At 66.7% G+C, this 26,461-nt stretch carries 24 protein-coding genes and 1 tRNA gene; 15 read left to right on the top strand and 10 right to left on the bottom strand.

The annotated features are described in order from the left end of the window. Positions 1 to 36 precede the first annotated feature (36 nt). The gene (locus ATO4_RS27145; protein ID WP_139802456.1) at positions 37 to 1,095 is read left to right on the top strand and encodes a hypothetical protein; all 1,059 of its coding nucleotides are present in this window, start codon (positions 37 to 39) and stop codon (positions 1,093 to 1,095) included. Between the two features lie 790 nt (positions 1,096 to 1,885). Next, complete coding sequence (locus tag ATO4_RS14650) at positions 1,886 to 2,533, top strand: hypothetical protein (protein WP_083592276.1); 648 nt, start codon at positions 1,886 to 1,888, stop codon at positions 2,531 to 2,533. On the opposite strand, the gene ATO4_RS14645 is transcribed toward ATO4_RS14650, so the two are convergent. Both ATO4_RS14645 and ATO4_RS14640 read right to left on the bottom strand, forming a co-directional pair. Further along, the gene (locus tag ATO4_RS14645; protein ID WP_083592275.1) at positions 2,457 to 4,358 is read right to left on the bottom strand and encodes an adenylate/guanylate cyclase domain-containing protein; all 1,902 of its coding nucleotides are present in this window, start codon (positions 4,356 to 4,358) and stop codon (positions 2,457 to 2,459) included. The two genes, ATO4_RS14650 and ATO4_RS14645, sit on opposite strands and share 77 nt — an antisense overlap. 1 nt (position 4,359) lies before the next feature. Then, on the bottom strand, positions 4,360 to 4,923 hold the full coding sequence (locus ATO4_RS14640) for a FecR domain-containing protein (protein ID WP_245308763.1): 564 nt from the start codon (positions 4,921 to 4,923) through the stop codon (positions 4,360 to 4,362). 297 nt (positions 4,924 to 5,220) lie between these two features. Here ATO4_RS14640 and ATO4_RS14635 point away from each other — a divergent pair, with 297 nt between their 5' ends. Further along, entirely contained in the window at positions 5,221 to 6,765 is a 1,545-nt protein-coding gene (locus ATO4_RS14635) for an undecaprenyl-phosphate glucose phosphotransferase (protein WP_083592274.1), read from the top strand. 209 nt (positions 6,766 to 6,974) lie between these two features. Continuing rightward, on the top strand, positions 6,975 to 7,172 hold the full coding sequence (locus ATO4_RS14625) for a hypothetical protein (protein ID WP_083592272.1): 198 nt from the start codon (positions 6,975 to 6,977) through the stop codon (positions 7,170 to 7,172). Positions 7,173 to 7,252: 80 nt separating this feature from the next. Here ATO4_RS14625 and dusA read toward each other — a convergent pair whose 3' ends face one another. After that, positions 7,253 to 8,260, bottom strand: coding sequence for a tRNA dihydrouridine(20/20a) synthase DusA (gene dusA / locus ATO4_RS14620; RefSeq protein ID WP_083592271.1), 1,008 nt, complete (start codon positions 8,258 to 8,260; stop codon positions 7,253 to 7,255). A gap of 324 nt (positions 8,261 to 8,584) precedes the next feature. Further along, complete coding sequence (locus tag ATO4_RS27750; RefSeq protein WP_176222995.1) at positions 8,585 to 8,944, bottom strand: helix-turn-helix transcriptional regulator; 360 nt, start codon at positions 8,942 to 8,944, stop codon at positions 8,585 to 8,587. Positions 8,945 to 9,589: 645 nt separating this feature from the next. Here ATO4_RS27750 and ATO4_RS14610 point away from each other — a divergent pair. Beyond that, on the top strand, positions 9,590 to 9,991 hold the full coding sequence (locus tag ATO4_RS14610) for a hypothetical protein (RefSeq protein WP_083592269.1): 402 nt from the start codon (positions 9,590 to 9,592) through the stop codon (positions 9,989 to 9,991). A gap of 94 nt (positions 9,992 to 10,085) precedes the next feature. Here the strand turns inward: ATO4_RS14610 and ATO4_RS14605 are convergent, their stop codons facing one another. Both ATO4_RS14605 and ATO4_RS14600 read right to left on the bottom strand, forming a co-directional pair. After that, positions 10,086 to 10,397, bottom strand: coding sequence for a response regulator (locus ATO4_RS14605; protein ID WP_245308762.1), 312 nt, complete (start codon positions 10,395 to 10,397; stop codon positions 10,086 to 10,088). 64 nt (positions 10,398 to 10,461) lie between these two features. Then, positions 10,462 to 12,012 (bottom strand): HWE histidine kinase domain-containing protein, encoded by a 1,551-nt coding sequence (locus tag ATO4_RS14600; RefSeq protein ID WP_083592267.1) that lies wholly within the window; start codon positions 12,010 to 12,012, stop codon positions 10,462 to 10,464. 767 nt (positions 12,013 to 12,779) lie between these two features. Between ATO4_RS14600 and ATO4_RS14595 the strand changes: the two genes are divergently transcribed. After that, complete coding sequence (locus ATO4_RS14595) at positions 12,780 to 13,547, top strand: triose-phosphate isomerase (RefSeq protein ID WP_245308761.1); 768 nt, start codon at positions 12,780 to 12,782, stop codon at positions 13,545 to 13,547. A gap of 34 nt (positions 13,548 to 13,581) precedes the next feature. On the opposite strand, the gene dhaL is transcribed toward ATO4_RS14595, so the two are convergent. Together dhaL and ATO4_RS14585 are read right to left on the bottom strand one after the other, a co-directional pair. Then, complete coding sequence (dhaL, locus tag ATO4_RS14590; RefSeq protein ID WP_083592265.1) at positions 13,582 to 14,226, bottom strand: dihydroxyacetone kinase subunit DhaL; 645 nt, start codon at positions 14,224 to 14,226, stop codon at positions 13,582 to 13,584. Positions 14,227 to 14,269: 43 nt separating this feature from the next. Continuing rightward, positions 14,270 to 16,276: a bifunctional sugar-binding transcriptional regulator/dihydroxyacetone kinase subunit DhaK gene (locus ATO4_RS14585; RefSeq protein WP_245308760.1), complete on the bottom strand. Its 2,007-nt coding sequence runs from the start codon at positions 16,274 to 16,276 to the stop codon at positions 14,270 to 14,272. 243 nt (positions 16,277 to 16,519) lie between these two features. Here ATO4_RS14585 and ATO4_RS14580 point away from each other — a divergent pair, with 243 nt between their 5' ends. From ATO4_RS14580 to ATO4_RS14545, 8 genes are all read left to right on the top strand, one after another. Beyond that, positions 16,520 to 18,007, top strand: coding sequence for an extracellular solute-binding protein (locus tag ATO4_RS14580; protein WP_083592263.1), 1,488 nt, complete (start codon positions 16,520 to 16,522; stop codon positions 18,005 to 18,007). A 170-nt stretch (positions 18,008 to 18,177) separates the two neighbouring features. Further along, positions 18,178 to 19,128, top strand: a complete 951-nt coding sequence (locus ATO4_RS14575) for a sugar ABC transporter permease (RefSeq protein WP_083592262.1) — start codon at positions 18,178 to 18,180, stop codon at positions 19,126 to 19,128. Further along, complete coding sequence (locus tag ATO4_RS14570) at positions 19,125 to 19,952, top strand: carbohydrate ABC transporter permease (protein ID WP_083592261.1); 828 nt, start codon at positions 19,125 to 19,127, stop codon at positions 19,950 to 19,952. Before ATO4_RS14575 ends, ATO4_RS14570 begins: the two co-directional genes overlap by 4 nt. A gap of 4 nt (positions 19,953 to 19,956) precedes the next feature. Then, positions 19,957 to 20,241 carry a hypothetical protein gene (locus ATO4_RS14565; RefSeq protein WP_083592260.1) on the top strand — a complete coding sequence of 95 codons (285 nt, stop codon included), beginning with the start codon at positions 19,957 to 19,959 and terminating at the stop codon, positions 20,239 to 20,241. Positions 20,242 to 20,244: 3 nt separating this feature from the next. Further along, positions 20,245 to 21,393, top strand: a complete 1,149-nt coding sequence (locus ATO4_RS14560) for an ABC transporter ATP-binding protein (protein ID WP_083592259.1) — start codon at positions 20,245 to 20,247, stop codon at positions 21,391 to 21,393. Further along, positions 21,386 to 22,459 (top strand): ABC transporter ATP-binding protein, encoded by a 1,074-nt coding sequence (locus tag ATO4_RS14555; RefSeq protein ID WP_083592258.1) that lies wholly within the window; start codon positions 21,386 to 21,388, stop codon positions 22,457 to 22,459. The genes ATO4_RS14560 and ATO4_RS14555 overlap by 8 nt, the downstream gene beginning before the upstream one ends. 11 nt (positions 22,460 to 22,470) lie before the next feature. Beyond that, positions 22,471 to 23,418, top strand: a complete 948-nt coding sequence (locus ATO4_RS14550) for a sugar kinase (protein ID WP_083592257.1) — start codon at positions 22,471 to 22,473, stop codon at positions 23,416 to 23,418. A gap of 89 nt (positions 23,419 to 23,507) precedes the next feature. Continuing rightward, positions 23,508 to 23,597: transfer RNA gene (locus ATO4_RS14545), tRNA-Ser, on the top strand. A gap of 155 nt (positions 23,598 to 23,752) precedes the next feature. On the opposite strand, the gene ATO4_RS14540 is transcribed toward ATO4_RS14545, so the two are convergent. Next, entirely contained in the window at positions 23,753 to 24,178 is a 426-nt protein-coding gene (locus ATO4_RS14540) for a helix-turn-helix domain-containing protein (RefSeq protein ID WP_083592316.1), read from the bottom strand. Between the two features lie 68 nt (positions 24,179 to 24,246). On the opposite strand from ATO4_RS14540, the gene ATO4_RS14535 reads away from it, so the two are divergent. Next, complete coding sequence (locus tag ATO4_RS14535; protein WP_083592256.1) at positions 24,247 to 25,485, top strand: MFS transporter; 1,239 nt, start codon at positions 24,247 to 24,249, stop codon at positions 25,483 to 25,485. A 546-nt stretch (positions 25,486 to 26,031) separates the two neighbouring features. Here the strand turns inward: ATO4_RS14535 and ATO4_RS14530 are convergent. Further along, complete coding sequence (locus ATO4_RS14530; RefSeq protein ID WP_083592315.1) at positions 26,032 to 26,439, bottom strand: TIGR02300 family protein; 408 nt, start codon at positions 26,437 to 26,439, stop codon at positions 26,032 to 26,034. Positions 26,440 to 26,461 lie beyond the last annotated feature (22 nt).

Below are 26,461 nucleotides of genomic sequence, written 5' to 3'. Positions count from 1 at the left end.
GCAGATTTGCTAGATAAATTACTTAGTGAGTTCGCCTTGGAAATGTCTGCGAACGAAACTTTGTCACTTGATATCCCGTATCTTGAGTTAATCGCCGAAAATCAACTTAAACCTGTCCTGGCAGATCGCGATCTGGGGCGCTTCGTCACAAAAATAGGTTCTCTAGCAATGCTAGAGCGGGACGAAGCGTATTCGAAAATGCGCAAATTCTCTCACTCTGAGATATTTTACTACTATCTTGCGCGAGGGCTCGTGAGTGAGGTAACATTAGGGCATTTTTCAGGAGCGGCCCGCCGCGGAGTAGTTGGGTTGGAGGTGCAAGGAATCATTTGCGATATACTGCGCACTCTAGATGAGGATCAATTCTCCCGCTTTCACAGCGCAGCGCACAGGGAGCTCGAAAAAGGCGCTTTTGGGAGATTCGGTCAGAATGTTTTCGGCTTGTGCTTGACAACGCTTGGAAGAAGTGTCGGCGACGGGAACCGTGTTTATAAAGACGCGAGTATCGAAGAGGCATGTTTGCCGGATGAAGTTTTGGACTGTCAACTGCAGAATATCTTTTTTTTGCGACTGGATGTTCGAGGCTCAAATTGCAGCGCCTTATCGCTCGACAGTGACTGCGCGATCGAAACCCTAATCCTGGATGAAGCAACTACTTTTCCGTTCCACGCCAATATAAATCACGTGGAATTCCATAGGGCAAACAGCATTACGAGCACTCGTGATCCGGATGAAATTGCGAAATTCTTTACTCATTCTTCGTTGGAAAACGATTCGGACTCACGCTCTCCGGCTGTAAAATTACTCGAACGGCTTTGCAGACTTTTCATGAGACAGTATTGGCTCAAACTGGATCCAGACGATCACGCGGCAAAGTCTTTTATGAGGGATCCTCTGTTTGATGATCTATTACGCGTCCTTGAATCTCATGAACGTATAATCGAAGATCCGAACATAGGAGCAGGAGGGACTCCGGCGCGCTTTATCCACATGCGCAGACCCGAGAGCCTTCTCAAGTTTGAGAGTCTTCGAAGCGATGACATCCGTTTGAGGGATGACGTTAGAAGTTTGTGGAGGGAAGGTGGCGGCAGTTAGTGATCGCTTGTGATCGCCAATGCAACGATTTGGCTTGTCACGAAACCTCTAGAGAGTGTGGCGTGGTTGACCACCCTAAATCATCGGCCCCGTATCTATTCCGACGCGTGAGGAACGTTAGGGCGGTTTTCTGGACGCCCTGTTTCGAACCCAAATCGCTCGATCTGCGAGCCCGGCAATATGGTATCTCTACCCCTCTTTTCCGCTCCCTCAAGGGGAGAGAGGGCGCCCCATCCTGTCCCCCGCAGATATCTCGGGACCGGTTTCCCCCCAACCCCCTGATTCCCCTCACCCCGCAAATATTCCCATCCCCGCCCTACCCCCGCTCGCCATACTCCCCCCATCGCCGGTCCACCCCCTCCAAGTCGACGGGAACCGGGCACGGGCGCTCGCCGGGAGCGCTCGCGGGCCGGCGATGCGGTCTCCGCGCCGTTCGCCCTTCCGGAGGGCGGGCGTCCCGGACGGCCTCCCGGCGCCGCTGGCCCCTCGCGTAATACGGCGCGGGTGCGGATCGGTCCGCTTGAAGTCGCCGCGCTGAAAAGGCGCGGCGGGTGAAGCGCCAGCCGCCGCCAGACCCCGTCGATCCGGCGGGTGATGGTCCATGGGAGGTCGCTCAAGAGCCGCGCGGTGCGCCGGAGGCGAGCCGATTGATGAGACTAAACTCGGAGGGCTTGCCTCCGGTGCACCGCCGCCCGACTGCCGGAGGCACGAGGGGCGGCAGATCGAAATCGCATCAGCCCGGCCGCGGAAAACGCGGCGCGGGGCCGATCAGCCATGGGCGGAGGATGCCATGCCGAAGACCCCGGGCCCGGCGATGCCGAAGCCGCCCGCAAGCCCGGAGGAGCGGGCCGAGAGCCGCGCCCTGGCGCGGGCCCATGCGAGCGCCTGCCGGGCGGCGCTGATCGCCGCCGGTTGGCGCTCGCGGCCGCCCCGGCGCAGGCATTGCAAGGTTCGGCCCGCGGAGGATGGCGCGGCCGAGGATGGCGCGGCCGGGGATCCGGGCGAGGACGAACGGGCGCTGGCGGCGATCGCCCAGGGGCTGGTGCGGCACTGCCGGCGGGGCGACTGCCGGCGCGACTTCACCTGCCGCTTCGGCGCCCGGCCCGGCGAGGCGGGCGTTCCGCCCTGCCTCGACGCCTTGCCGAAGGAGGCGCTGATGGCGCTGCGGCTGGCGGCGCTGCGCATGCGCCAGCCGGAAGCGTTTCGCGACGCCCGGCTGCGGGCGCTGGAGACGGCGGCGATCCGCCGGCGCGGCGACAGTGGCACGAGCGGCATGACCGGCGGGCGCCGGGTCGAAGATGCGGGCGTCGGCGGCGGCGGCGCGGCCGGCGAGATCGGCGCGGCCGGCCCTGCCGGCGCCCTCACCGCCAGAGGCCCACCGTCATCGCCTCCGCGCGGCCGCGGATCGCCACCACCTCCCAGCTTTCGGGCGGGGTGAGGCCGGCGACGTCGGCGGCGTCCCACAGGGCCTTCGACACCGCGATGCCGGCACCGTGGGATTTGGCCACCTCCATCAAGCGGCTGGCGACGTTGACGCTGTCGCCGGTGGCGGTGATGTGCTGCTCCTCGTCATGCCCGAGGCGCGACAGGATCACCGGCCCGTAATGGGCGCCGAGGCGCACGCCGCCGAGCCTTGTCTCGGCGCCGGTGCGGGCGATCCAGCCGCGCACCGCGGCGATCATGGCGAGGCTGGCGGCGAGCGCGTGGGTGGCGTCGCCGTCGCCCTCCTCGGGCAGGCCGAACACCACCATGGCGCCGTCGCCCATGAAGTTGAGGACGACGCCGCCGCGCGGCACCAGCTCCTCGACGACGAGGGTGTGGAACTCCTTCAGGACGTCCCGCGTCCGCGACGCGCCGAGCCGCTCGCTCATGCCGGTGAAGCCGGCGAGGTCGACGAAGAGGATGGCGACGCTGCGCTCCTGCGGCACCATCAGGAAGTCCGGGTGGCCGGCGAGATGGAGCGCGAGCGCCCGGGGCTGGAAACGCCGCAGCGCCGCCTCGGCGGCGGCCAGCGTGCGGGCGAGCCGGCGGTCCTGGTAAAGCCGGATCGAGCCCGCCAGCGCCGCCGGCGGCAGCATGGCGGCGAGCGGCAGGACGCTGGCGAGCCAGACGCCGCTCGCGACGCCGATCGTCGTGGCGCCGAGCCAGGCGAGCAGCGTCGCCGCCGCGACGGCGAGCGCGATCGGCAGCGGCACCAAAGCGATCAGGCCGACGGCGGCGAGCGTCAGGGCGATCGCGGCGCCCGCGTCGATGCGCCGGACCGCGGCGTCGCGGACGAGGGCGGTTCCGTCGATCAGGTTGGCGGCGCCCGTCGCCAGCACCTCGACGCCGGGCATCTGGGGGTCGAAGGGGGTGGAGAAGTTGTCGCCGATCGCCGTCGCGGTGACGCCGAGGAAGACCAGCTTGCCGGCCAGCTTCGGGTCGGAGCCCTTGGTGAGGAGCTGCTCGACGCTCACCGTCGCGATGGTGCCCGCCGGCCCGTGGAAGCGCAGCGGCAGGTGCCAGCCGAGGTCGAGCCGGCGGCTCGCAGCGCCCAGCCGCACCGCATCGCCGGAAAGCGCCGCCTCGCCGCCGGTGCCGAGGCCGGCCGCGGCGAGGAGGATCGAGGGCATCGGCCCCTTCGGCGTCAGCACCAGCATCGGCATCAGCCGCGGCGTGCCGCCGGCATCGGTGGAGACGTTGACCAGCCCGACCCTGGCGGCATCGGCGAAGAGGGCGGCGGGAGAGAGGACGTCCTCGGCCATCGGCACGAGGCTCGACGCCGCCTTGTCGAAGGTCGCCGCGGCGGCGATGGCCGAGGGAATTCTGGCGAGGGCCGCGGCCAGCGCCACGTCGCCGGCCGCCGCTTCGCCCCCGCCTGTTTCGCCCCCGCCTGTTTCGCCCGAGGTCGAACCGCCGGATCCGGCGAACAGGATGTCGATCGCCAGCCCCTTCGCCCCGCTCCGCTCGATCGCCGCGACGATCGCCGCCACCCGCCCGCGGGCCAGCGGATAGCCGCCCTCGGCGGTCACCGTCCGATCGTCGATGGCGACGATGGCGACGGTGCCGGGCGGCGCCAGCGGCCCGGCGATCTGAAGCCGCCAGTCGAGGGTCGCGGTCTCCAGCCGGTCGATGACGCTGGCCTCGCCGCGAAGCTGCGTCCGCGCCAGCCAGCCGCTCCAGACGATGGCGACGAGGAGCAGCAAGGCCGTCAGCGGCCAGGACAGGCGGGAGGTCCGGCGGGAGGTCCGGAGCCCGGCCGCCTGCCTCGTCGCCGGCGTCACGTCATCGCCCGAGGCGGGCGAGCAGCGCGTCGGCCCGCAGCTGCGGCCACTGGCGCACCACCAGCGGCTCGCCCGGGCGCACGTCCACCCCGTCTCCCGGCCCGAGCAGCACGGCGTCCGACCCGGTCCGCTGCTCCACCGCGACGCTGCCCTCGACGACGAACACCGACGTCAGGCCGGTCTCCACGTCCACGGCGAAGGTCGTTCCGCGCACCGTCGCGATGGCGTGGGGGGTCAACACCTGGAAGGAGTCGCGCGGCGAGACCTGGATGAGCACCGCGCGTTCATCCAGCTCGAGCGAACGCTGCGGCGTCTGGCTGGCAAGCGCCGCGGCGGCCTCCTTGTCGATGACGAGACCATTGCCGCAATCGAGCACCTGGCGCGCGGGGTTCTCGAGGGTGGTGGCGCTGCAACCGGGCAGGGTCTGGGCCTGCGCTGCCCCCGTCATCGCCATCGTCATGGCCGCCATGAGGATCGGCAGGAGGACCAAAGCGAGCCGCCCGCCTCCGCCGGTCCTCCTCGTCCTGCGGGACGTCGCCCCGCCGCGCATTGGCACCTGATGCATGTCGCTCTCCGTTTGCTCGCCTGGTCAGACCGCCGGCCCGGTACCGCCTGCCGCTCGGGGCCGCGGCGACACCTCTTTCGCTGGTCTCGATCGCATGCTTGCCAATGCGACCGGTGTGACCATTGGCACAGGCCGCGCCGCATCGGCCGGCGGTGGAAAGTATGCAACGCTTTCTTAGCGGCTTTCCATGACAATGCGCAGGCTGCTCCAGACAAAAGATCGACGGGGCCGATGGAAAACCGGCTCCGATGGCCGGGGGCCGGCCAGCGGCACGACGGTAACGGGCGGGCAGGATCGATGAGAGACCCCAAGGCGAACCGTCCCTTGTTCCACGACGCCGACAATCTGCCAGGCAGAGCGACCGCGAGCGCGACCGGCACGGGGCCGGTGGTCCTGAACGCGCAGGCCCTGCAGGCGCTGACCCATCTCGACAACGACTTCATCAGCCCGCGCATGCTGTGCAGCCTCTGGCGGCTCGGCGAAGCGGCAACAGTCTTCGCTCTCGGCGCGGTGCTGTGGAGCCTGCAGCCGCAGCCTCCGGAAACCGGCGTCCTGACGGGTATCGGCGCGGCAGCGGCCGGAGCCGCACTCGGGGCGGCGATCCTCACCTCGGCCCACACCTATGAGCTGTCCTTCCTCAAGGCGTCCGCTGTAAGGCTGTGGCGCGTCGCAGTGGGACTCGGCCTTGCCGTCGGCCTGGTGGCCGCGGCCCTCTATGTGCTCACCTCGGCGACCTTCAGCGCGTTTCCGTTCGTCGCCTGGTCCCTGGCGATCCTCGGCGTGATCGTTCCGGCGCGACTGATCCTCGGCTACAATCTGCGCCGCTGGGCGCGCAACGGCCGCATGGAGCGCCGCGCGCTGATCGTCGGCGGCGGCAAGAACGCCGAGACGCTGATCCGCGGCCTGGAGATGCAGCCCGGCAACGACATCCGGATCTGCGGCATCTTCGACGACCGGAACGACCGCCGTTCGCCACCGCTGGTCGCCGGCTACCCGAAGCTCGGCACCATCGCCGAACTCGTCGAGTTCGCCAGGCGCACCCGCATCGACATGCTGATCGTCACCCTGCCGCTGTCGGCGGAGCAAAGGCTGCTCGTCCTCCTGAAGCAGCTCTGGGTGCTGCCCCTCGACATCCGTCTCGCGGCCCATGCGGGCGAGTTGAAGTTCCGACCGCGCACCTATTCCTATGTCGGATCCCTGCCGCTGATCGACGTGGTCGACCGCCCGCTCGCCGACTGGGACGCGATTGCGAAGCGCGCGCTCGATGTCACCGCGGCGCTCTTTGCGATCCTGCTGCTGTCGCCGGTGATGGCGGCCGCGGCGATCGCCGTGAAGCTCGATTCCCCGGGACCCGTCATCTTTCGGCAGAAGCGCCACGGCTTCAACAATCAGGTGGTCCAGATCTTCAAATTCCGCTCGCTCTATCACGAGATGAGCGACCCGGACGCCAAGCAGATCGTCACCAAGAACGACAGGCGCGTCACCCGCGTCGGCGCGTTCATCCGCAAGACCTCGATCGACGAACTGCCGCAGCTCTTCAACGTCTTGCGCGGCGACCTCTCGCTGGTCGGGCCCCGCCCGCACGCCGTCCATGCGAAGTCGAGCCGCGACGAGACCTTCACCGAGATCGTCGACGGCTATTTCGGCCGCCACAAGGTCAAGCCGGGCATCACCGGCTGGGCGCAGATCCATGGCTGGCGCGGCGAGATCGACGAGCCGGAGAAACTCGTCAAACGGTTCGAATTCGACCTCTTCTACATCGAGAACTGGTCGCTGCTGCTGGATGTCTACATCCTCGCCATGACGCCCCTCAGCCTGTTCCGCACGAAGGCGGCCTACTGAAGCGTGACGGCCAAGGTCTGCCGGCCCGTTGCACGCATGCCGGCCTCTCCGTCTGGCCTGCTTCGTCTGGCCTGCTTGGTCTGGCACATCGCGCCCGACCGTGACGCGCGGTACAGCGCCGGATCGAGGTCTCGTGGTTCCACTTCTCCCATGTCTTCGACGACAACGGCGGCCAGGCGGGCCCCGGCGAGGACGGGGAGGCTCAAGCCATGGACCATCGCATCCGCTTTCACCGCTCTTTCCTCCTGGTCCTGCTGCTGGTTCAGGTCTGCGGCTTCAACGGCGAGGAAATGAGCGGCACGCGCCGCGCCGTGGAGATCCTTTCCGGCCAGAAATCGACGGCCCTGATCCCGCCGACGCAGGGCGTCGCAGCCGCATTCGGCGACAGCGACGCGGACCTCGCCTGAACAGGCCGTTCCGGCCCTGACGCTGCCATTGCCGCCGCCGCCGGCCTCGTTGCGACTCGTCCCGATGGGAAGGCTGCCATTCAGGCTGCCGCGCTGCGCGGTTCGACCTGGACCTCGCGATAGGCTTCGCCGATGAGCGCAGGGGTCGCGCCGGGCCGTGTCGAGCCCTCCGAGATGAGCTGGCGCCACCGGCGTGCGCCTGGCCGGCCCGAAAACAGACCCGTCATGTGCCGGGTGACATGGTTCAGCTTGCCGCCGGCCGCGACGTGGCGAGCCGCATATTCCGTCATCGTATCGATCAACGCCTCGTAGTCGAATGCGTCCCGCGGTTCCCTGTAGAAGGCCGCATCGACGCCGATGAGGACATCCGGCGTCTGATAGGCCGCACGTCCGAGCATCGCGCCGTCGAGCGCGCCGGTCTCCGCGAGCGCCTGGTCCAGCGTCTTCAACCCGCCATTCAGCCCGACGAACATCTCTCCGAGCCGCCCCTTCAGGCGACGAACCCGGTCATAGTCGAGCGGCGGGATGTCGCGGTTTTCCTTCGGGCTGAGGCCCTGCAGCCAGGCCTTTCGCGCATGCACCCAGATACCGGCCACACCCGCCGCGACGGCGGCATCGGCGAGGTGGTCGAGCGCTGCCTCGATGTCCTGCTCGTCCACGCCGAGCCGGCACTTCACCGTCACCGGGACGCCGCCCGCCGCCTCCACCATCGCGGCGAGGCATTCGCCGACGAGCGAAGGCTCGCGCATCAGGCAGGCCCCGAAGGTGCCGGACTGCACCCGGTCCGAGGGGCAGCCGACATTGAGGTTGAATTCGTCATAGCCGAATCCGCGGGCAATCCCGGTTGCCCGCGCGAGCTTCTCGGGGCTGGAGCCGCCGATCTGCAGCACGACCGGATGCTCCGCGGCGTCGAATCCGAGAAGACGTTCGACATCACCGTGAAGGATCGCCTCGTCCACGATCATCTCGGTGAAGAGCCTGGCCCTCCGGCTCAGCTGGCGGTGGAAGAAGCGGCAGTGCCTGTCGGTCCAGTCGATCATCGGCGCGACGGCGAAAACGGGCGAGCCAACGCCGTTTTTCGCATTCATAACCGTCTCTTGAACCAATTTCTTCTCCGTTCGGTTCATCTCATCCAAGCCCGCGGCGAAACCTTGTCGATCCGGTGAGGAACGATCGTTGCATGGCTGCCTCAGGCGAATCCGGGCCTGGCAGAACCAGCTGCGGGGCAGGTGTGCGGATGTTGCGGGATGCTAAGTGATAGCATGAGATCGACCGTCTGGACAGACATCCGCCGACGGCGACCGCCTGCGGTGCCAGGGTGGCGATCCCCGCGCCCACGCCGACGTGACGCGCCGACGGGCCGTCGGCCGTCAGCGGTGATCGAAGGGCTCCTCGGCGCGGCCATGGGGCGATCAGTGGCGAAGGCGCGCGGACGCCTGCTGCAGGACGCTGCGAACGAGGGCCCGGACCCGTTCATCGCGGCTGCCCGGGCAGTCGTCGGAACCGGTCTGGTGGGCATCGGCGTCGCCGGTCTGGAGCGATGCACCGACCTTGTCGAAAAACGACAGGACGGACACGCCGAAGCGCTCGGAGAGCTCGGAGAGCCGGCCGGGCCCGATCCTCGCCTTGCCCCGCTCGTAGAGATCGATCTGGCGGACCGTCGCATGCAGGAACCGGGCGACATCCGCCTGACTGAGGCCCGCGGCGAGGCGCAGTTCGCGCAGACGTTCACCGACTGCCTCGTCGATGCTGTGCTCGCTGAAAGCCGGCATCCGATCGTTCCTCCTGGACACTTCGCGCGATGCGGCAGGCCGACTGCCGGCCCATCCCGCCTTGCGTGGACGCCGCGCCCGATCACGGCATGGCCCACGCCCATCCGAAACCGCCACCCACGCTCGCTCACCCGGCGCCGGCGGCAACGCCCGATCAGATCGTCTCCGCAACCGCCGAAGCGGCCTTAGTGGCCCGAGCCCGAGGGCAAGGATTGCATGCATATATCGCAAATAGTTGCGATCGAAACCTTTGCCAGACGGACGTGACTTTGGTCAATCACCGCAATGGGACGACATCGGGGCGAATGCGACGGAATCCGGATCCAGCTCCCAGCTGATCACGAGGCCGTCTGTCTTCAAGCCCCGCGTCGTGGCTCCTGCCACGATGCAGCTCCAACGGATGGAGCAGACGGCGGGTCGACGTTCGGCATTGACCGGGTGATCTCGCTCCGCCAGCGCTGGGTGAACGGCGTCGGGATCGCCACCGCCACGATGTCAGGGCAGCATCAGCCGACGATGGCGACAGGCTCCGAACTGTCCGGCACCCCCGGCACGATCTTCCTGAGGCCGGCGAGCATTGCGTGGCTCGCCCGTCTTCCTCCGCCGTGATACGAGACGAGGACGAAACGACGTGCGGACAGCCCCATGGGTCGCGGTCTCGACAGCTTCGACGCCTATTCCTGGCGCAGCCTGCTACAGGCCATGGAGATCCTCGTCTGCGCGCCCCGCCATGCGGAAGCCCTCAGGCTCGCCGACGGCCTCGAAGCGGCGGGTGCGAGAGCGACGATCGCGCAGGATCAGGAGATCGCCTTGGACCGTGCCCTGCGGCGGGCCTACGCCATCGTGGTTCTGACGCTGGACGAGGGGGCCGAGCCCGCCGCGCCGCTGCGCCGGAAGCTCGCCGAGGATGGCACGCGGCTCGTCCTGCTTGCCTCCGAGGAGCGCCACGACGCCCTGCGCAGCGCGGTTCCGGAGGCGGCCGTCGCCGCGCGCCGGATTTCTGACCGCGACCTCGTGCTGTTCCTCGTCAAGACCGCCGACGAATAGGAGCCGCGTCCGGACACGGCTCCGCTGCGAACCCACAGTGCGAGCCCGGACCCCATCAGGCGCTTGCAGGACCCCGGATCCACACCCGCCGTCGCTACTGCAGACAGAGCACCAGCGACGCGCCGATCTCCTCGCAGGTGTAGGGCTTCTGCAGGATCGGGACGTTGGTCCAGCGGACGTCCACCCCGTCACGTCCGTAGCCGGTCGCGAAGACGAAGGGGATGCCGAGCAGAGACAGCCTTTCGGCAATCGGATAGACCATCTCGCCGCAGACATTCACGTCGAGTACGGCACAGTCGATCCCGACCCCGGCATCGAGAAGTTCGCCTGCCGCCCGGAGCCGCATGGCGGGGCCGACCACGTGGCAGCCGAGATCGTGCAGCATGTCCTCGAGTTGAAGCGCCACCAGGCTCTCGTCTTCGACGACCAGGACGCGGAGACCTTCGATCCCGCCCGAAGATCGCGACACTTCACAATTCACCACTCGCCCCCTCGGCCAACTCGATTTCGAAACTGCAAATGAACCCGGCCGGCGTCAGGTCAAGCGACACGCTGCCGCCGAGTTCGCCTTCGACGATGCTTCGCAGGATACGCAGGCCGAAACCCGGTCGCAGTTCGCTGCCGACGCCCTCCTGCGACGGCAGATTCTCACGCCATGTCAGCGCCAATCGGGGACCATGCCGCCGATCGGTCTGCCAGGAGACGTCCACCCGCCCGCCGGGGTGGCTGAACGCGCCATGCTGGCGGGCATTGGCGAAGAGTTCGTGGACGACGATGGCGAGGGCGACGCCAGTGCGCGGCGACAGCAGCCATTCCTCGCCGCTGTGTCTGATCCGGGAGACGTCGACGGCTTGTGACTTTTCGGAAAACAGGGCCGTCAGGGGAACCGCCTCCCAACGCCGCTCGGCGAGGATGTTGTGGACCCGGCTGAGCGCCATGATACGGGCCTCGAAGGCGTAGCGGGCTCCATCGAGATCGACCGGATCGCGGAAGGTCTGACGCGCCATCGACTGGATGGTCGCCAGCGTGTTCTTGACCCGATGATTGAGCTCGTCCATCAGCATCCGCTGGTGGTGCGCCGCCCGCATCGCCTCGGTCCGATCGACCCCCTGCACGAAGATGCCATAGACCTCGCCGTCGCCATCGCGCACGGGATTGCAGAAGATGTCGACGAACGAGATCGTCTCGAACTCTCCGGACGGATAGCGCAACCGGATCGGCATGCCTTCGCGGATGACGCTCTCGCCGCGCTCGATCGCCTGGCGCAGGACGTCGGTGAACTCCTGGTCCTCCAGTTCGGGAATGGCTTCGGCCAGAGGCTGGGCGATGACGGGGCGGTCGCCGATGAAACGCGAGAAGCTGTCGCTGACGAAGGTCGCATGGAGATCCTCGCCCTCGAACACCGCGATCATGCCCGGCGCCTGACTGAACAGACGATGGAACTCGTCGTTCTCGGCCAGGGTCTGCTGATAGGCCGTCTCGATCGTCTCGGCATTGCGCCACAGGGCCAGTTCCGCCGTCGCGATCTGCGCGCTCGACGAGCCGGACTGCTTCATCTGCGCGATGGCGGTGACGTCGTTGGTGTTCTGGATCACGTAGATCGCCTTCCCGTCCGGGCCGAGGATCGGGATGTGGGTCGCGCTCCAGTAGCGGATCTCCCTGCCGCCGCCGCGGTGCTCCGGCCGGCGGATCTCGTAGGGAATGATGGCGATGGTATCCGGCTGGCCGGTCTCGAAGGCGGTCTCGAGCGACAGGCGAAGCCGCTGCTCGGACTCGCCGCTCTCCGGGAAGACGTCGAACAGCCGGTTCCCGATGAGTTCCTCGCGGCTGCGCATGGTCGCCGCCTCGTAGGACCTGTTCACCGCGACGAACCGCAGCTCGCGGTCGAGGATCATGTGCGGGCTGGTGCCGAGATCGAAGACGGTGAAGAAATCGAGATCAGCTGCAGGGGATGGGCCGTTTCCGACGAGGCGGCGGTCTATCTTCCCTTCCGGAAAGGTCGACTCGTGCGTTTCACTCATTCAGGAGCTCTATTCATATCGTCCCCAGTCGACTGGCCGCCGGCCCGCCGAGGCGACTGGAGGAATCTGCGTAGGACACTGGAACTTTGGCGAGCGCGGCTCAAGAAATCCGCGCTCGGTGAATGCTGTTCAACCGGCCAGAAACGTCGGTCGGGTAATCCACACGTGGCCTGTCTCCTTCCGGTCTTGTCGTGAAGCTCTCGCACCAGACCTGAGTGGCCGCAAAGCGAGCGGCAAGGAAAGCCTTTTGGACTTCACATTCGGTTCATGATCCCGATCAGACCGGATTGAACCCGTCCAGCCTGGCGCCGCCGTTCGACCCATCGTCGCCGTGGCCGCGCAGGATGCCGGCCACTGGCCGGAAGCATTCGCCCCATCCGTTCCTGATCCCTTCCTGGCCAGCCGATCCGCCGCCGCCGATCGCTCGGCTCGCGGCCGCACGACCGTCAATGTTGCGTATCGATGACGCCGATGATGAGCGGACCATATGGGAGACCGGATCGCTTCTGCCATCCCGGCGCGAGCGTTCGCGGCGACTGCGCCGAGCGCTTCGCGACGCGGCCAGGCCGGCGGCAGTGCCGGACGCCGAGAGCCGCGGCGACCGAGGCGACTTCGGGTCAAGGCGCTCACCGGCGCACGCATGGTTGCCGCACGCGCCGAATCGGTGGCCTTTGGTGCAGGAGAGGTCGATGCTGGGCCGGCGAGGCCGGCGAGCTGACGGGCCGTCTTGGCGACAGACCACTGACCCAACCGGAAACGAGGACATCGTGACTGCCAAACGCCCCTTCATCGGCACCAGCTGGAAAATGAACAAGACACGGGCCGAGGCGGCCGCCTTCTGCGCCACGGTGGCAGCCTCGCGGCTGGCCGATTGCGAGGCGGCGCAGCTGTTCGTCATCCCGCCCTTCACCGCTCTCGTCGAGGTGGCCGGTGCTCTGGCCGGGACGAAGGTGCTCGTCGGCGCCCAGAACGCCCATTGGGCCGATGCCGGCGCCTGGACCGGGGAGATCTCGCCGCTGCAGGTGAAAGATGCCGGGGCGACGCTGGTCGAGATCGGCCACAGCGAGCGGCGGACGTTCTTCAACGAGACCGACCAGGCTGTGGCGCTGAAGACGGCCGCCGTCGTCCGCCACGGCCTCGCCGCGCTGGTGTGCATCGGCGACACCCGGGAGGAATACGAGGCAGGCGAGACCGACGCGGCGCTGCGGCGCCAGACGGAGGCGGCGCTGTCGAAAGTCGAATGGCAGGAGGATACGCGGGTGATCTTCGCCTATGAGCCGGTCTGGTCGATCGGCGAGGGCGGCACCCCCGCCGATCCGGCCTTCGCCGACGAGAAGCAGGCGGCGGTGAAGGCGGTGATCGAGGCGGCCATCGGCCGCCCCCTCCCCGTCCTCTATGGCGGCAGCGTCAATCCCGAAAACTGCGTCGCTCTCGCCACCAGGCCCCACATCGACGGCCTGTTCATCGGCCGCTCCGCCTGGGATGCGGCCGGCTATCTCGGCATCGTCCGGCAGGTCATCGACGCGATGGCCTGACACGGCACCGACGGCTCGGCCGACCCTGGCAGCATCAGGCCTTGGCGAGTTCGTCGGCCATGGTCCGCACGATCAGCGCTGTCGAGGCGGCGCCGGGATCCATGTGGCCGAGGGAACGCTCGCCGAGCCGCGAGGCGCGGCCCTTGGCGGCGAGCATCGCCTTCGTCGCTTCCGCCCCCTCGCCGGCAGCCTTGGCCGCGGCATCGAGACATTCGCCCAGCGTCGCGCCCGTGGCCGCGGCCTCGCCGATCGCCTCGGATGCCGGCAGCCAGGCATCGACCATCGTCTTGTCGCCGCGCTCGGCCTTGCCCCGGTCCTGGATGCCCTTGGCCATAGCCTGGAACGCCTCGACCATCGCGTCGCGGTCGAGCTCGGCCTTGCCTTTCACCGCCGCCCCCGCCCGCATGAAGGCGGTGGCGTAGAGCGGGCCGGACGAGGCGCCGACGGCATTGAGGAACGACTTCGCCGCCCCGTTGAAGACGCTGGCCGGATCCGCCTCGGCGGGGTCGAGCGCCGACAGCGCGTTCCTGACGGCGGAAAAGCCGATGCTCATGGTCACGCCGTGGTCGGCGTCGCCGATCACGCCGTCGAGTTCGGAGAGCCGGTCCTTGTCCCCCTCGATCGCCACGGCGATGGCGAGGAACATGTCGATGAGATTCTGGCTGGTGATCGTGCTCATGATTGCGTCCGGTGTCCTGTGACGAGTGTGGGATCGCGGGCGGTCAGCCGGCACGGAACATCGCGCAGTCGCACGGATGGTCGAGAAGCTCCGTCAACTCGTCGTCGAGATGGATCAGCGTGATCGACATGCCGGCCATCTCCAGCGAGGAGCAGTAGGTGCCGACCCATGTGGCATGGACGGAGATCCCCTTGCGCTCCAGCCGCTCGGCGACCCGGCGGTTGACGACGTAGAGCTCCATCAGCGGCGTCGAGCCGAGCGAATTGACGAGGACCGCGACCTTCGAGCCCGCCGGCGCGTCCATCTCGGTGAAGATACGCTCCAGTATGTCGTCGGTGACGTCGTCGGCGCTGCGCAGCGGCTCGCGGGCGACGCCCGGCTCGCCATGGATGCCCATGCCGATTTCCATCTCGCCCGGGCCGATCTCGAAATTGTGCCTCAGCGTCTGCGGCAGCGAACAGGGCGCGAGAGCGACGCCGACGGTGAAGGTGCGCTCGTTGGCCTTGCGGGCGATCCGCTCGCATTCGTCGAGGGACATCATCTTGTCGGCGGCGGCGCCCGTCACCTTGAAGATGAAGAAATTGCCGGCGACGCCCCGGCGCTTCTCCTTCTGGTCCGGCGGGGCGGAGGCGACGTCGTCGGTGGACAGCACCGTGCGCACCTCGATGTCCTCCATCGCCGCCATCTCGGCCGCCATGTCGAAATTCATCACGTCGCCGGCGTAGTTGCCGTAGACATAGAGGACGCCGGCGCCGTTATTGACGGCCTTGGTGCATTCGAGGATCGGATCCGGCGGCGGCGAGGCGAAGACGTTGCCGATCGGGCAGGCGTCGGCGAGCCCCTTGCCGACATAGCCGACGAAGGTCGGCTCGTGGCCGGAACCGCCGCCGACGACGATGCCGACCTTGCCCGCGCGCGGGCCGTCGACCGCGACGACCGAGCGGGGCGAGTGCTCGAGCTGGCGCAAGTGGTTCGGATGCGCCTTGATCATTCCCGCCAGCATCTCCTCGATGATGTTGGCGGGGTCGTTGATGAGCTTCTTGGTCTTCACGCGGTTTCCTCCCTGAACCTGTGTTCGTCGCGATCCCCTCAGTGCCCCGAGGGATTCCGGCACGCCTTCGGCCTGCAGAACGGCATGGCCGGTGTCGGCGTCGGTGATCAGCACGTTGGCATGGCGTCCCCGCAGCGCAGCGAGGATCGCAGTCGTCTTCTCCGGGCCTCCCGCCACGGCGATGCGGAACCTGACGCGGGCGATCTCGTCCAGCGTCAGCCCGATCGTACGCTCATCCACCCGCCCATGCACGGGGATGCCGCGATCGTCGATGAAGCGTCCGGCGACGACCGCCACCGCCCGCTGCAGCGAGGGATCGGCGAGGTCGTCGCGCCCGAACAGGCCGCTGCGGTGGATCGTGGCGCCGAGGCGCGACGAGGAGATGCCGAAGACGATCTTGTCGAGCCGCCGGGCGCAGTCGAACTGCGTCTTCAGGAGCGGCTCGCGCATCAGGACGTCGCGGATCTCGGGGCTCGAGACCAGCGCCGGCGCGCTGATGTTGACCGATCGCGCGCCCAGCGCCGTCGCCAGCCGCGCGACGCAGACCTCGGGCGAGAACTCCGCCTCGCCGCCGCTGCCGCCGGTCACCTGCACCACCGAAAGATCGGCGAGCCGCGTCGGCCCGACGCTGGCGGCGAGCGCCAGCATCGTCCGCCCCCAGGACATGCCGATGGCGTCGCCCGGCCGAATCAGGCGCTCCAGCACCCTCGCCCCGGTCTCCCCCAGCCGCTCGGGCAGCGACCGCCCTTCCCGCACGCTCGGCAGGACGATGCAGTCCGACAGCTGGAACCGCTCGACCAGCGCCTCGGCGATCATGAATTCGGAAAGCCGCGAGGTCTCCATCGTCAGATTGACGATGCCGCGCGCCCGCGCCTCGGAGATGTAGTTGTTCACCGTCGCCCGCGAGACGCCCATCGCCTTGGCGATCTGGTTCTGGGTCAGTCCGTCATGGGCATAGAGCCAGCCGGCCCACAAAAGCGGGTCGTCACGAAAGCGCATGGGCGCCTGCTTCGCGCTCGGCTGGGCGCGGGGCTGCGATCGGGACTTGCGGGTCGTGGCTGCGGCTGCGGATACCATCTTGACAATTGTCTTAGCGCATTTGAATATTGTCGCCAATAGGGCTGTATCCCTTGCTGCACCGCTTCTGGGAGGTTGCGCTGCACAAGAAAGGCAAGGGGGTGGCGGGCGCCGCGAAAGGTCGCCCGGCAGCTCTCGGGGCAGTTCATGGGAGGAACTCGCAACATGCCGAATTCACGTCACACCGGATCCTCGATCCTCGTTCCGCGTCGAACGCTTCTGAAGGGCGGCGCCGCGCTCGCCCTCGGCAGCACGCTGGGCATGCCGTTCATCAACCGGCTCGCCGCCCAGGAAAGCCATCCCCTCGCCGGCAAGTCGATCGAGATGAACATCCTCGGCATCGCCGGCTGGGTGCCGTCCTCGCTCGGCGTGAAGATGTCGCCGCTCTTCGCCGACTACGTCAAGGAGAAGTACGGCTACGACGTTTCCTTCCAGTTCCAGGAAGCGCCCTTCGCCGATCTCTTCCAGAAGGCCGCGACGTCGCTGGTCACCCGCAGCCAGGAATTCAACATCATCATCTCGGACAGCCAGTGGCTGGGCGCCCTCGCCAAGCCGGGCTGGATCCTGCAGCTCAACGACGTCATCGACAAGAACCCGGCGCTGAACATCGACTGGTACTCGAAGACCGTCGTCGACACCTACATGACCTATCCCGACGGCAGCGGCGACATCTGGGGCCTGCCCCAGGAAGGCGACGTCGAGGCGCTGTTCGTGCGCAAGGACTGGCTCGAGGACGAGAAGGAGCGCGAGGCGTTCAAGGCGAAGTACAACGCCGAGATGCCGCGCACCTTCGAGGACTTCGAGAACCTCACCATGGACGAGTTCGAGAAGGTCGCCGACTTCTTCACCCGCCCGGACGAGCAGCGCTGGGGCTTCGCCCAGCAGTACAGCCGCGTCTACGACTTCGCGACCTGCGCCTTCAACAACTTCCTGTGGAGCCGCGGCGGCGAGCTGTGGAATCCTGAGACCGGTCAGGTCGAGGGCGTCCTCAACACGCCGGAGAACGCAAAGTCGCTGGAGGAGTACAAGCGCTGGCTGAAATACGGCCCTCCGGGCTCCACAAACATCGGCATCGCCGAAGGCATCGACGTCTTCACCCAGGGCAAGGTGTTCTCGACCATCCAGTGGGCGGCCGTCGGCCCGGCGATGATCACCGAGGAGCTGAAGGGCAAGGTGCTGGTGGTCCCGCCGCCCAAGCACACCGGGCCGAGCGGCGAGGCCAAGCGGATCTACTCCATGGGCGGCCAGCCCTGGGTGATCAACGCCTTCAACGACGAAGAGAAGATGCGCGTCGCCATCGACTTCATGAACTGGTGGTACCAGCCGGAAACGGCGCTGGAATTCGCCCGGCGCGGCGGCAATCCCTGCGACAAGGCCACGCTGTCGCGCGACGACTTCAACGACATCAATCCGTGGAACCAGACCTACAAGTTCATGCTGGAGGACGGGCGCTCGCAGGATTTCTGGCACGACCCGAAATATTCGGAGATGCTGTCGATCCAGCAGGAGGGCTACTCGTCCTTCGTCACCGGACAGTCGACCGATGCCCAGGCGGTGATGGACTACATCGCCTGCGCCCAGCAGCAGATCCTCTACGACTCGGGCACCGCGACGGAAGCGCCGTCCGACCGATGCGCGATGACCTCGCTCTGATCGACTGAGGACGATACCGGCCCGGCGCGCCTCGGCGAGCCGGGCCATTCTTGCCGTAGCGCGGGCCATGACCGACGCCCCGCTCGACTTCGCCGAGAGCCCTGCCCGTTCCATGGACGCGCCGGGTCCCGGCAGGGAGTCGACGACGCGGCCGCAAACTGGGAAAACCGATGACTGCTGATAGTTCGGTTGGACGCATCCCGCGACGGAGCGCCAGGCCACGCCTGTTCGAGAACCGCGCGATGCTGGTCCTCGTCCTGCTCGCGCCGGTGCTGAGCTTCTTCATCGTCTTCAACACGATCCCGACGCTCTGGCTGCTCGGCCTGTCCTTCTACAACTATTCGCTGACCAGCGGCATGCCGCCGGAATTCGTCGGCTTCCGCAACTTTTTCGCCATTCTCGCCTCGAAGAACGCCATCTGGTTCGACCTGTCGCGCACCTTCACCTTCGTCCTGTGCGGGGTGACCCTGCAGACGATCCTCGGGGGGCTCCTCGGCTTCCTGTTCTGGGGATCGAAGAACATGCCGGGCCGGCGCATCGCGCTGACCATGCTGTTCGCGCCGATGGTGCTGACGCCGGTCGCCACCGGCACCTTCTTCCGCTTCATCTACGACCCGACCTTCGGCATCCTCAACTACATCGCCCGAACCGGCTTCGGCGCCGGGTCGATCGACTTCCTCGGCGATCCGAACCTCGCCTTCTGGGCAGTGCTGGCGGTCGACTGCTGGATGTGGACGCCGTTCATGACGCTGATGACGCTGGCGGCGCTGGGCTCGGTGCCGACGGCCGAGCTGGAGGCCGCCGAGATCGACCGGGTGCCGATGTGGCGGCGGCTGCCGCTGGTGATCTGGCACCACGGCAAGTTCATCCTGATGCTCGGCATCCTCCTGCGCACCATCGACAGCTTCAAGACCCTCGACCTGATCATCCCGATGACCAAGGGCGGCCCCGGCCAGAACACCCGCCTCGTCGCGCTGGAGCTCAACAAGCAGGCCTTCGAGAGCTTCAACATGGGCTGGTCGTCGGCCTATGCGGTGCTGCTCCTTTTGATCTCCATCGCCATGACCAGCGTCTTCATCTTCGTCCTCAACCTGCGCCGCCGCCGGGAGAGCGGATCATGAGCCGGATCAAGGAATACGCCTATTACGCCGCGCTCTGGTTGATCGCGCTGGTCTTCTTCGCGCCGATCGCCTGGATCGTCATGTCGTCCTTCAAGACCCGCAGCGACATCCTGGCGGTGCCGCCGAAGCTGGTCTTCTCGCCGACGCTGGAGAACTACGAGGCGCTGTTCTCGCGCAGCGAGATCTTCCAGCAGATCGGCAATTCGATCCTCCTTTCGCTCGGCGCGGTGATCATCGCCGTCGTGGTCTCCTTCCTCGCCGCCTTCTGCTTCTCGCGCTTCAAGCCGAAGGGCACCGACTTCCTGATGTTCCTGCTGCTGTCGATCCGCATGCTGCCCGGCCCGGCGGTCATCCTGCCGGTGTTCCTGATGTATGTCGGCTTCGGCTGGAAGGATTCGCATCTCTGGCTGATGCTGTTCTACGCGATGTTCTCGATCCCCTTCTCGGTGTGGATCCTGAAGGGCTTCCTCGACGGCGTCTCGACGAGGTTCGACGAGACCGGCCGGGTGAATGGCGGCTCCTGGGCCCACATCATCTTCAAGGTGGTGATGCCGCAGGTCCGGCCCGGCCTGATCGCCGCCTTCATCTTCAACCTGATCTTCGTGTGGAACGAATATCTGTTCAATTTCATCATCGGCGGGGTGAACACCCAGAACATCCCCTATGCCCTGATGGTCGGCACCTATGCCGATGGCGGCGTCGCCTGGACCTTCATCTCGACCATGACGTCGCTCTATCTCGTCGTCCCGGTCGTCTTCATCTACATCTTCCAGAAGTATCTGCTCGTCGGCATGACCTTCGGAACCGTGCGCGGCGAGGTCTGATCCCATGCAGAACAAGCACGTCTTCACCGAACGCCTCGAAGCGACGCTGATCGTCGGCCTGCTTCTCGGCATCGCGCTGATCACCCAGCGCTACAACCTGATGCTTTACAAGGTCGGCCTCAGCGTCCTCGTCGCCTCGACGCTGCTGCAGATCGCCGTCGGCAACATGCGCAAGGATGCAACGCCCCTCGGCGGGCTGTTCTTCATCGCCAAAGTGCTCCTCGTCATCGTCGCCGTGTTCTCCGCGGGCATCCTCCTGGTGCCGACCTTCGCGCAACTGGGGCGCTGAGCGATGGCACTCTCATTCCAGGACGTCACCAAGCGATATGGCGGCACCACCGCCCTCGACGGCCTCTCCCTCGACGTCGCGCCGAAGAGCTTCACCGTCATCTCCGGGCCGCCGAAGTCGGGCAAGTCGGTGCTGTTCCGGCTGCTGGTCGGCCTCGAGAACCCCGACAGCGGCCGGATCATGCTGGACGGGCGGGACATCTCCACCGATGCCCCGGCGGACCGGCCGGTCGGCTACGTGCCGCAGAACTTCGCCCTCTATCCGCACCAGACGGTCGCCCAGAACATGGGCTACCCGCTGACCCTGGCGAAGTTCGACAAGGCCGAGATCGCCAGGCGCGTCGACCGCACGGCGGGCATCCTGTCGATCACCCATCTCCTGAAGAAGACCCCGGACCAGCTTTCGGGCGGCGAGAAGCAGCGCGTCGCCGTCGCCCGCGGCCTCCTCAAGGACGCCTCGATCTTCGTCCTCGACGACCCGCTGGTCGGCCTCGACTACAAGCTTCGCGAGCGCCTGATGGACGAATTGAAGGGCCTGCGCGACGAGCTCGACGCCACCTTCGTCTATGCGACCTCGGACAGTCTCGAAGCCCTCACCATGGCCCAGAATCTCGCCGTCATCGATGCCGGCCGCATCGTCCAGCATGGCGAGGCGGACGACGTCTACCACCAGCCGAGCCACTACCGCTCGCTGGACCTCGTCGGCTTTCCCCATGCCAATCTCTTCGACGGCCGGATCGAAAAGGGCAACGTCGTCGCCGGCCCCTTGCGCTTTCCGGCACCGCCAGGCGCGGCGGAGGGGCCGATCAAGGCCGGCCTTCGCCCCGAGGATGTCCGCCTCGACGCGGGCGCTTTCACCGGCGCGCCGGCAGAGGCGCGCTTGCTGACCCTGCAGGCCAGGGTGAGCCTCGTCGAGAATCTCGGCGGCGAGGCGGTGGTGTATCTCGATTGCGCCGGCCACTCGCTCACCGCCGCGATGCCGCTCTATGACGCCCCGCCGCCGCGGATCGACACGGATCTCGCCGCGACGGTCGATCCGGACAAGGTGCTGCTGTTCGGCGCCGGGACCGGCGAGCGCCTGCGCGGGCCGGCACCGACGTCGCTCGGCTCCGCCAAGGCGACACGCGAGAGGAGCTTCGGCACCCATGGCTGAGATCGTCATCGACCATGTCACCAAGACCTTCGGCAGCTTCACCGCCGTCGACGACATCGCCATGACCTTCGCCGACGGCGAGGTCACCTGCCTGCTCGGCCCCTCCGGCTGCGGCAAGACGACGCTGATGCGGATGCTCGCCGGCCTCGAGACACCGACCCGGGGCCGGGTGATCTTCGGCGGCAAGGACGTCACCCGCCTGCCGCCGAGGAAGCGCAACGTCGGGATGGTGTTCCAGTATCCGGTGATGTACCCGACGCTCTCGGTATTCGAGAATCTCGAACTGCCGATGCGCTACGACCGCTCGGTCTCCAAGGACGAGCGCCGGCGCCGGGTGGACGAGATCCTCGACGTCCTCGACATCCGCCATCTGGCGCGCGCCTATATCGAGGAGCTCGACGCAGGCACCCGGCAGAAGGTGGCGGTCGGGCGGGCGGTGGTGCGCCAGTCGGAGATCGTGCTGTTCGACGAGCCGACCACCAATGTCGAGGTCAATGCCAAGCTGCAGCTCATCCGCGCCTTCAAGACGGTGACCAGCCGCCTGAAGCAGACCATCGTCTACGTCACCCACGACCAGACCGAGGCGATGACGCTTGCCGACCGCATCGCCCTGATGAAGTCCGGCCGCATCGTGCAATACGACAGGCCGCAGGTGCTCTACGGCCAGCCGACCACCGAATTCGGCGGCTGGTTCCTCGGCAATCCCGGCATGAACTTCGTCCCCGCGACGGTCGTGAACGGCCAGATCTCGGCGCCGATCCTCGCCCGGCCGCTGAACGCCCCGGCCGACCTTCGCGGCGACAAGATCACCGTCGGCATCCGGCCCGAGCTGGTGCGCATGACGGGGGCGCCCGGCGAGGACAGCGTGCCGGCAAAGCTCGTCGACCAGGCGATCGGCATCGCCGGCCGCTACCTGACCAAGGCGCGGATCGGCGACACCGTCGTCAAGGTCAACACGCAAGGCCGCCCGCCCGCAAGGCTCGGCGAGACGATCCACCTGTCGGTGCCGCGCGAGCGCCTGATGCTGTTTCAGGATGGCGCCCGCATTCCGGCGCAGTTCGGCTGAGGACTTCCGCGATGCGCTACGACGTCTCCGTCATCGGCCTCTACATCCTCGACATTCTCGGTCGGCCGGTCTCCCGCATCCCCGATCGGGGCAATGTCGAATTCATCGACGAGATCCGGCTGACCGTCGCCGGCACCGCGGGCGGCGTCGTCGTCAACACCGCCAAGCTCGGGCTGAAGAGCCTCGCCGTCGGCGCCGTCGGCCGCGACGAGAAGGCCGATTTCGTCATCGGCGCCATGGAGCGCCTCGGCATCGACACCTCGGCGATGCAGCGCCTCGACGACGTGCCGACCTCGGCGACGATCCTCAACGTCCGGCCGAACGGCGAGCGCCCGGCGCTGCACGTTCGTGGCGCCTCGGATCATTTCGACGTCGAACCAGAGGCTTACGACCAGGTCTTCGACGCGCCGATCGTGCATCTCGGCGGCACCGGCCTGTTGAAGCGCCTCGACGGCGAGCGCAGCCGCGTCTTGCTGGAAGAGGCGCGGAAGCGCCACGCGACCGTCACCTTCGACCTCATCGCCGCCTCGGCCGAGACCTTCCACCTGGTCGAGCCGCTGCTGCCCTTCATCGACTATTTCATGCCGTCGATCGAAGAAGCGCGGGACATGTCCGGCCAGTCCAGCGTGGAGGACTGCGCGCAGTTCTTCCTCGACCGCGGCGCCGAGCACTGCGTCTTCACCCTCGGCGGCGACGGCGCCTTTTATGCCGGCGCCAATGGCGACCGGCTGAGGGTTCCCGCCTACGACATCGCCGTCGTCGACACGACCGGCTGCGGCGACGCCTTCGACGCCGGCTACATCACCGCCCTCAAGCACGGCATGGACGAGGAACGCCGGATCCTCTTCGCCCAGGCCGTCGCCGCCCTGGTGGCGAGCGGCCTCGGCTCGGACGCCGGGGTGATCTCCTTCGACGACACGCTGGAAAAGATGCGCGGCTTTCGCACCAAGTCCATCTGAGCAAGAGTGGCGGGCCATGTGCCACCCACCCACAGCCGCCATGCTCCATCTTGCACGAGGGGTGCCGGGCCGGCTATGGCAGACGAGACGGATGGGTGTCCGAGTGGTTTAAGGAACCGGTCTTGAAAACCGGCGTGCGGGAGACCGTACCGTGGGTTCGAATCCCACCCCATCCGCCATCTTGGTCAAAATGGCATTTCAGCGAGCGGCTTACAGCCTAATGCCGCCGTCCTCGCCCTGGAACCTGGTGCCTGAAGTGGCGCAAGGGGCACGATGTCAGCGGGTCGATGCGGAGCCCCTGAGATCGGATGAGCCCTGTGACCGGCACCGGCCATCATTTCAGGTGTGCGGCGTTCTTGCGCTTCCGTTCGCGGTTACCCGTCGAATTCGCTAGGCGCCGAAACGTCGGGCATTCCATATGCGACGGCGCGGGGCAGTTGGCGACGTGGCGGAGCGTGTCGCGCAAAGCGGTCAACTCGCGGATTTGCTGGTCGATCTCGTCGGCTTTCCGATGGAGCACGTCACGTGGCAGGTCCGGCATCCCGTTCCGGCCAAACATACCGGCAATCTCGTCGAGCGAGAACCCCGCCGATTTGCCCATGGAAACGAGCTTGAGCTGTAACAACACCTCGGGCGGGAACTGCCTGCGCAAACCACGCCGTGCAACCGAGGAAATCAGCCCGGCTTCCTCGTAAAAGCGCAGCGCCGAGGGTTTCATCCCACTTCGTGCCGCAACCTCTCCAATATCCAGAAACTTCACGCTTGACCTCAAGTTGGCTTGAAGTGGCAGCCTGCTCTCGAACCAGAATTCAGGCAAGAGGGCAAGAGATGGAACAGGCGGAACCGAGCGCATCGACGACGGCACAATCAGGCATCACGATCACACTGGCTTTGGCGATGCTGCTGGCCTCGCTCGGCACCAGCATCGCCAATATCGCGCTTCCAACACTGGCCGAGGCATTCTCGGCACCGTTCGCGCAGGTGCAGGCGGTCGTCGTCGCCTATCTTGCCGCTCTCACGATCTCGGTCGTCGTCGCCGGCAGGCTCGGCGACGACTATGGGCTGAAAGCAACGCTCGTCGCGGGTCTGTGCGCCTTCGCCGCGGCGTCGGTGCTATGCGCGGTTGCGCCGAACCTGTGGCTGCTGATTGGCGCGCGCGCGCTGCAGGGCGTCGGCGCCGCTTTTCTCATGACACTCGCCATGGCGCTGATGCGTCGGACAGCGAACGAAGCGCGCATCGGGCGGGCCATGGGTCTGCTCGGCACGATATCGGCCCTCGGAACTGCGCTCGGCCCGTCCCTCGGCGGCCTGCTGATCCCGCTGACGGGATGGCGCGGCATCTTCTGGGTCCAAATCCCACTGACGATTCTTGCCCTGATCCTCGCTCTCACAACGCTGCCGAGCGAACCAAGAAAGGGAATGGCACCGTCCGTAAGCCTCTGGTCGGTGATGGATCGGGGCCTCGCGCCCAGTCTTCTCGTCAATATGTTGGTCGCCGCCGTTATGATGACGACACTGGTGGTCGGGCCCTTCTATCTCAGCCTCGGTCTCGGCCTGAAGGCAAGCCATGTCGGCTTGATCATGGCGCTCGGTCCTGTGATTTCCATCTTCAGCGGCGCTCCATCCGGTCGGCTCGTCGATTCCTGGGGAAGTGGGCGCGTACTCGCCATCGGGCTTGTCCTGCTGGCGGCCGGAGCCTTCCTCCTCGCGCTTGTGCCGAATATGACGGGCGTCGTCGGTTATGGGCTGTCCATCATTGTCCTGACGCCCGGCTATCAACTCTCCCAGGCCGCCAACAACACGACGGCATTGTCAGACGTCCCCAGGGATCGCCAGGGCACGGTTTCGGGACTGCTCAACCTGTCGCGCAATCTCGGCCTGATCGCCGGCGCATCGCTCATGGGCACCGTCTTCGCCTTCGGCGTCGGGACCGATGAGTTCACCACTGCAACCGTCTCGGCCATCGCCACAGGGATGCGACTGACCTTCCTGCTGGCCGGCGGAATGATGCTTTTCGCAATCTGGGTTGGCTTTGGCTATCGCACCCCCGCCAAACGCGCGCTCTGACCGCCATCATCTGCAGAATTGCCTCCGACACCGATTCCCGCGGAAAGTCGATGATCATTATTTTGAACCATGGGCCTGTGACGATCTTGTAGTACTCGTCCTCGTCGGGCGTGCCCGCCAGAACTTGCCGATTTGCCTTGATTCACTGATGAGATCGTCGGCTTCCGCGCGTCCCCACCGAGATCAGAAGCAAGATGGGCGATAGGGACGCTTTGGCGCTGTTTCCTCATTGGCCGCCACGAGCGGTGCACAGCCCGTCAGGCAACCGAGGTCGGCTGTGTATCGGCGCAGTGTTTCGACGCCGATCGGCGCGATAAGTCGTTGACCGCTTTATGGCTGGCGGGGTCAGTGTGCGCTGACGATTGACGGGAGGACGATGAAGCCCGGCAGGTGCGGCGCGCGGGCCCGCCCCGGACTGCGGCTGAAGCCTGCGCGGCGACCGGCAGGGCTCGAGCCGCGCGCAGCAGGCGAGCCCGCCGACGGAGGCGGCGACCTGCCGGTCCGCACCGCCCCGTCTCGTCCCTTGCCGTTCGCCGACGAAGAGCGTCAGTCGTTGTCCGATCGCGGATCGACGATGTCGCTGAGATCATCGCCGTCCTCGTCGTCGGGCGCCAGGATCCGGTCGTCGTTCTCGCTCTCGTCGTTCTCGCTCTCGTCGTCCTCGTCGCCGTCGATGTCGGTCGCCAAGAGCTCGGACTTGCCGTCCTCATCGTCCTCGACTTCGGCCAGCGAGACCGTCTCGTCGTCGCGCGCCTCGGCGCCGACGGCTTCCTCGCGATGCACCGGGCGTCGCGGAGCCGCCCGCCGGGACGATTCGCTCGCCGGCGGTTCGAAATACGACAGGGGATAGGAGATGCCCGAATAGGGGGACACGATCGGATCCTTTCCGAGGTCGTAGAACTTGCGTCCGCTCTCCGGGTCGACGCGCTTGGTGCCGAGTTCGCTTCTTGTCATGGTGATCTCCCGGGGCGCTTGC

Origin of the sequence: Aurantimonas sp. 22II-16-19i, assembly GCF_002088275.1 — a bacterium.
Lineage (GTDB): Bacteria > Pseudomonadota > Alphaproteobacteria > Rhizobiales > Rhizobiaceae > Jiella.
Note: the sequence above shows the minus strand (reverse complement) of the source record. Positions and strands in the feature narration are given on the sequence as shown.

Excerpts from the sequence above, each read along its gene's own strand:
- ATO4_RS14650 (WP_083592276.1), top strand. The coding sequence starts at position 1,886 with ATGCCGAAGACCCCGGGCCCGGCGATGCCGAAGCCGCCCGCAAGCCCG.
- ATO4_RS14640 (WP_245308763.1), bottom strand. The coding sequence starts at position 4,923 with ATGCATCAGGTGCCAATGCGCGGCGGGGCGACGTCCCGCAGGACGAGG.
- ATO4_RS14635 (WP_083592274.1), top strand. The coding sequence starts at position 5,221 with ATGAGAGACCCCAAGGCGAACCGTCCCTTGTTCCACGACGCCGACAAT.
- ATO4_RS14625 (WP_083592272.1), top strand. The coding sequence starts at position 6,975 with ATGGACCATCGCATCCGCTTTCACCGCTCTTTCCTCCTGGTCCTGCTG.
- dusA (WP_083592271.1), bottom strand. The coding sequence starts at position 8,260 with ATGAATGCGAAAAACGGCGTTGGCTCGCCCGTTTTCGCCGTCGCGCCG.
- ATO4_RS27750 (WP_176222995.1), bottom strand. The coding sequence starts at position 8,944 with ATGCCGGCTTTCAGCGAGCACAGCATCGACGAGGCAGTCGGTGAACGT.
- ATO4_RS14610 (WP_083592269.1), top strand. The coding sequence starts at position 9,590 with ATGGGTCGCGGTCTCGACAGCTTCGACGCCTATTCCTGGCGCAGCCTG.
- ATO4_RS14600 (WP_083592267.1), bottom strand. The coding sequence starts at position 12,012 with ATGAGTGAAACGCACGAGTCGACCTTTCCGGAAGGGAAGATAGACCGC.
- dhaL (WP_083592265.1), bottom strand. The coding sequence starts at position 14,226 with ATGAGCACGATCACCAGCCAGAATCTCATCGACATGTTCCTCGCCATC.
- ATO4_RS14585 (WP_245308760.1), bottom strand. The coding sequence starts at position 16,276 with ATGCGCTTTCGTGACGACCCGCTTTTGTGGGCCGGCTGGCTCTATGCC.
- ATO4_RS14580 (WP_083592263.1), top strand. The coding sequence starts at position 16,520 with ATGCCGAATTCACGTCACACCGGATCCTCGATCCTCGTTCCGCGTCGA.
- ATO4_RS14575 (WP_083592262.1), top strand. The coding sequence starts at position 18,178 with ATGACTGCTGATAGTTCGGTTGGACGCATCCCGCGACGGAGCGCCAGG.
- ATO4_RS14570 (WP_083592261.1), top strand. The coding sequence starts at position 19,125 with ATGAGCCGGATCAAGGAATACGCCTATTACGCCGCGCTCTGGTTGATC.
- ATO4_RS14565 (WP_083592260.1), top strand. The coding sequence starts at position 19,957 with ATGCAGAACAAGCACGTCTTCACCGAACGCCTCGAAGCGACGCTGATC.
- ATO4_RS14560 (WP_083592259.1), top strand. The coding sequence starts at position 20,245 with ATGGCACTCTCATTCCAGGACGTCACCAAGCGATATGGCGGCACCACC.
- ATO4_RS14555 (WP_083592258.1), top strand. The coding sequence starts at position 21,386 with ATGGCTGAGATCGTCATCGACCATGTCACCAAGACCTTCGGCAGCTTC.
- ATO4_RS14550 (WP_083592257.1), top strand. The coding sequence starts at position 22,471 with ATGCGCTACGACGTCTCCGTCATCGGCCTCTACATCCTCGACATTCTC.
- ATO4_RS14535 (WP_083592256.1), top strand. The coding sequence starts at position 24,247 with ATGGAACAGGCGGAACCGAGCGCATCGACGACGGCACAATCAGGCATC.
- ATO4_RS14530 (WP_083592315.1), bottom strand. The coding sequence starts at position 26,439 with ATGACAAGAAGCGAACTCGGCACCAAGCGCGTCGACCCGGAGAGCGGA.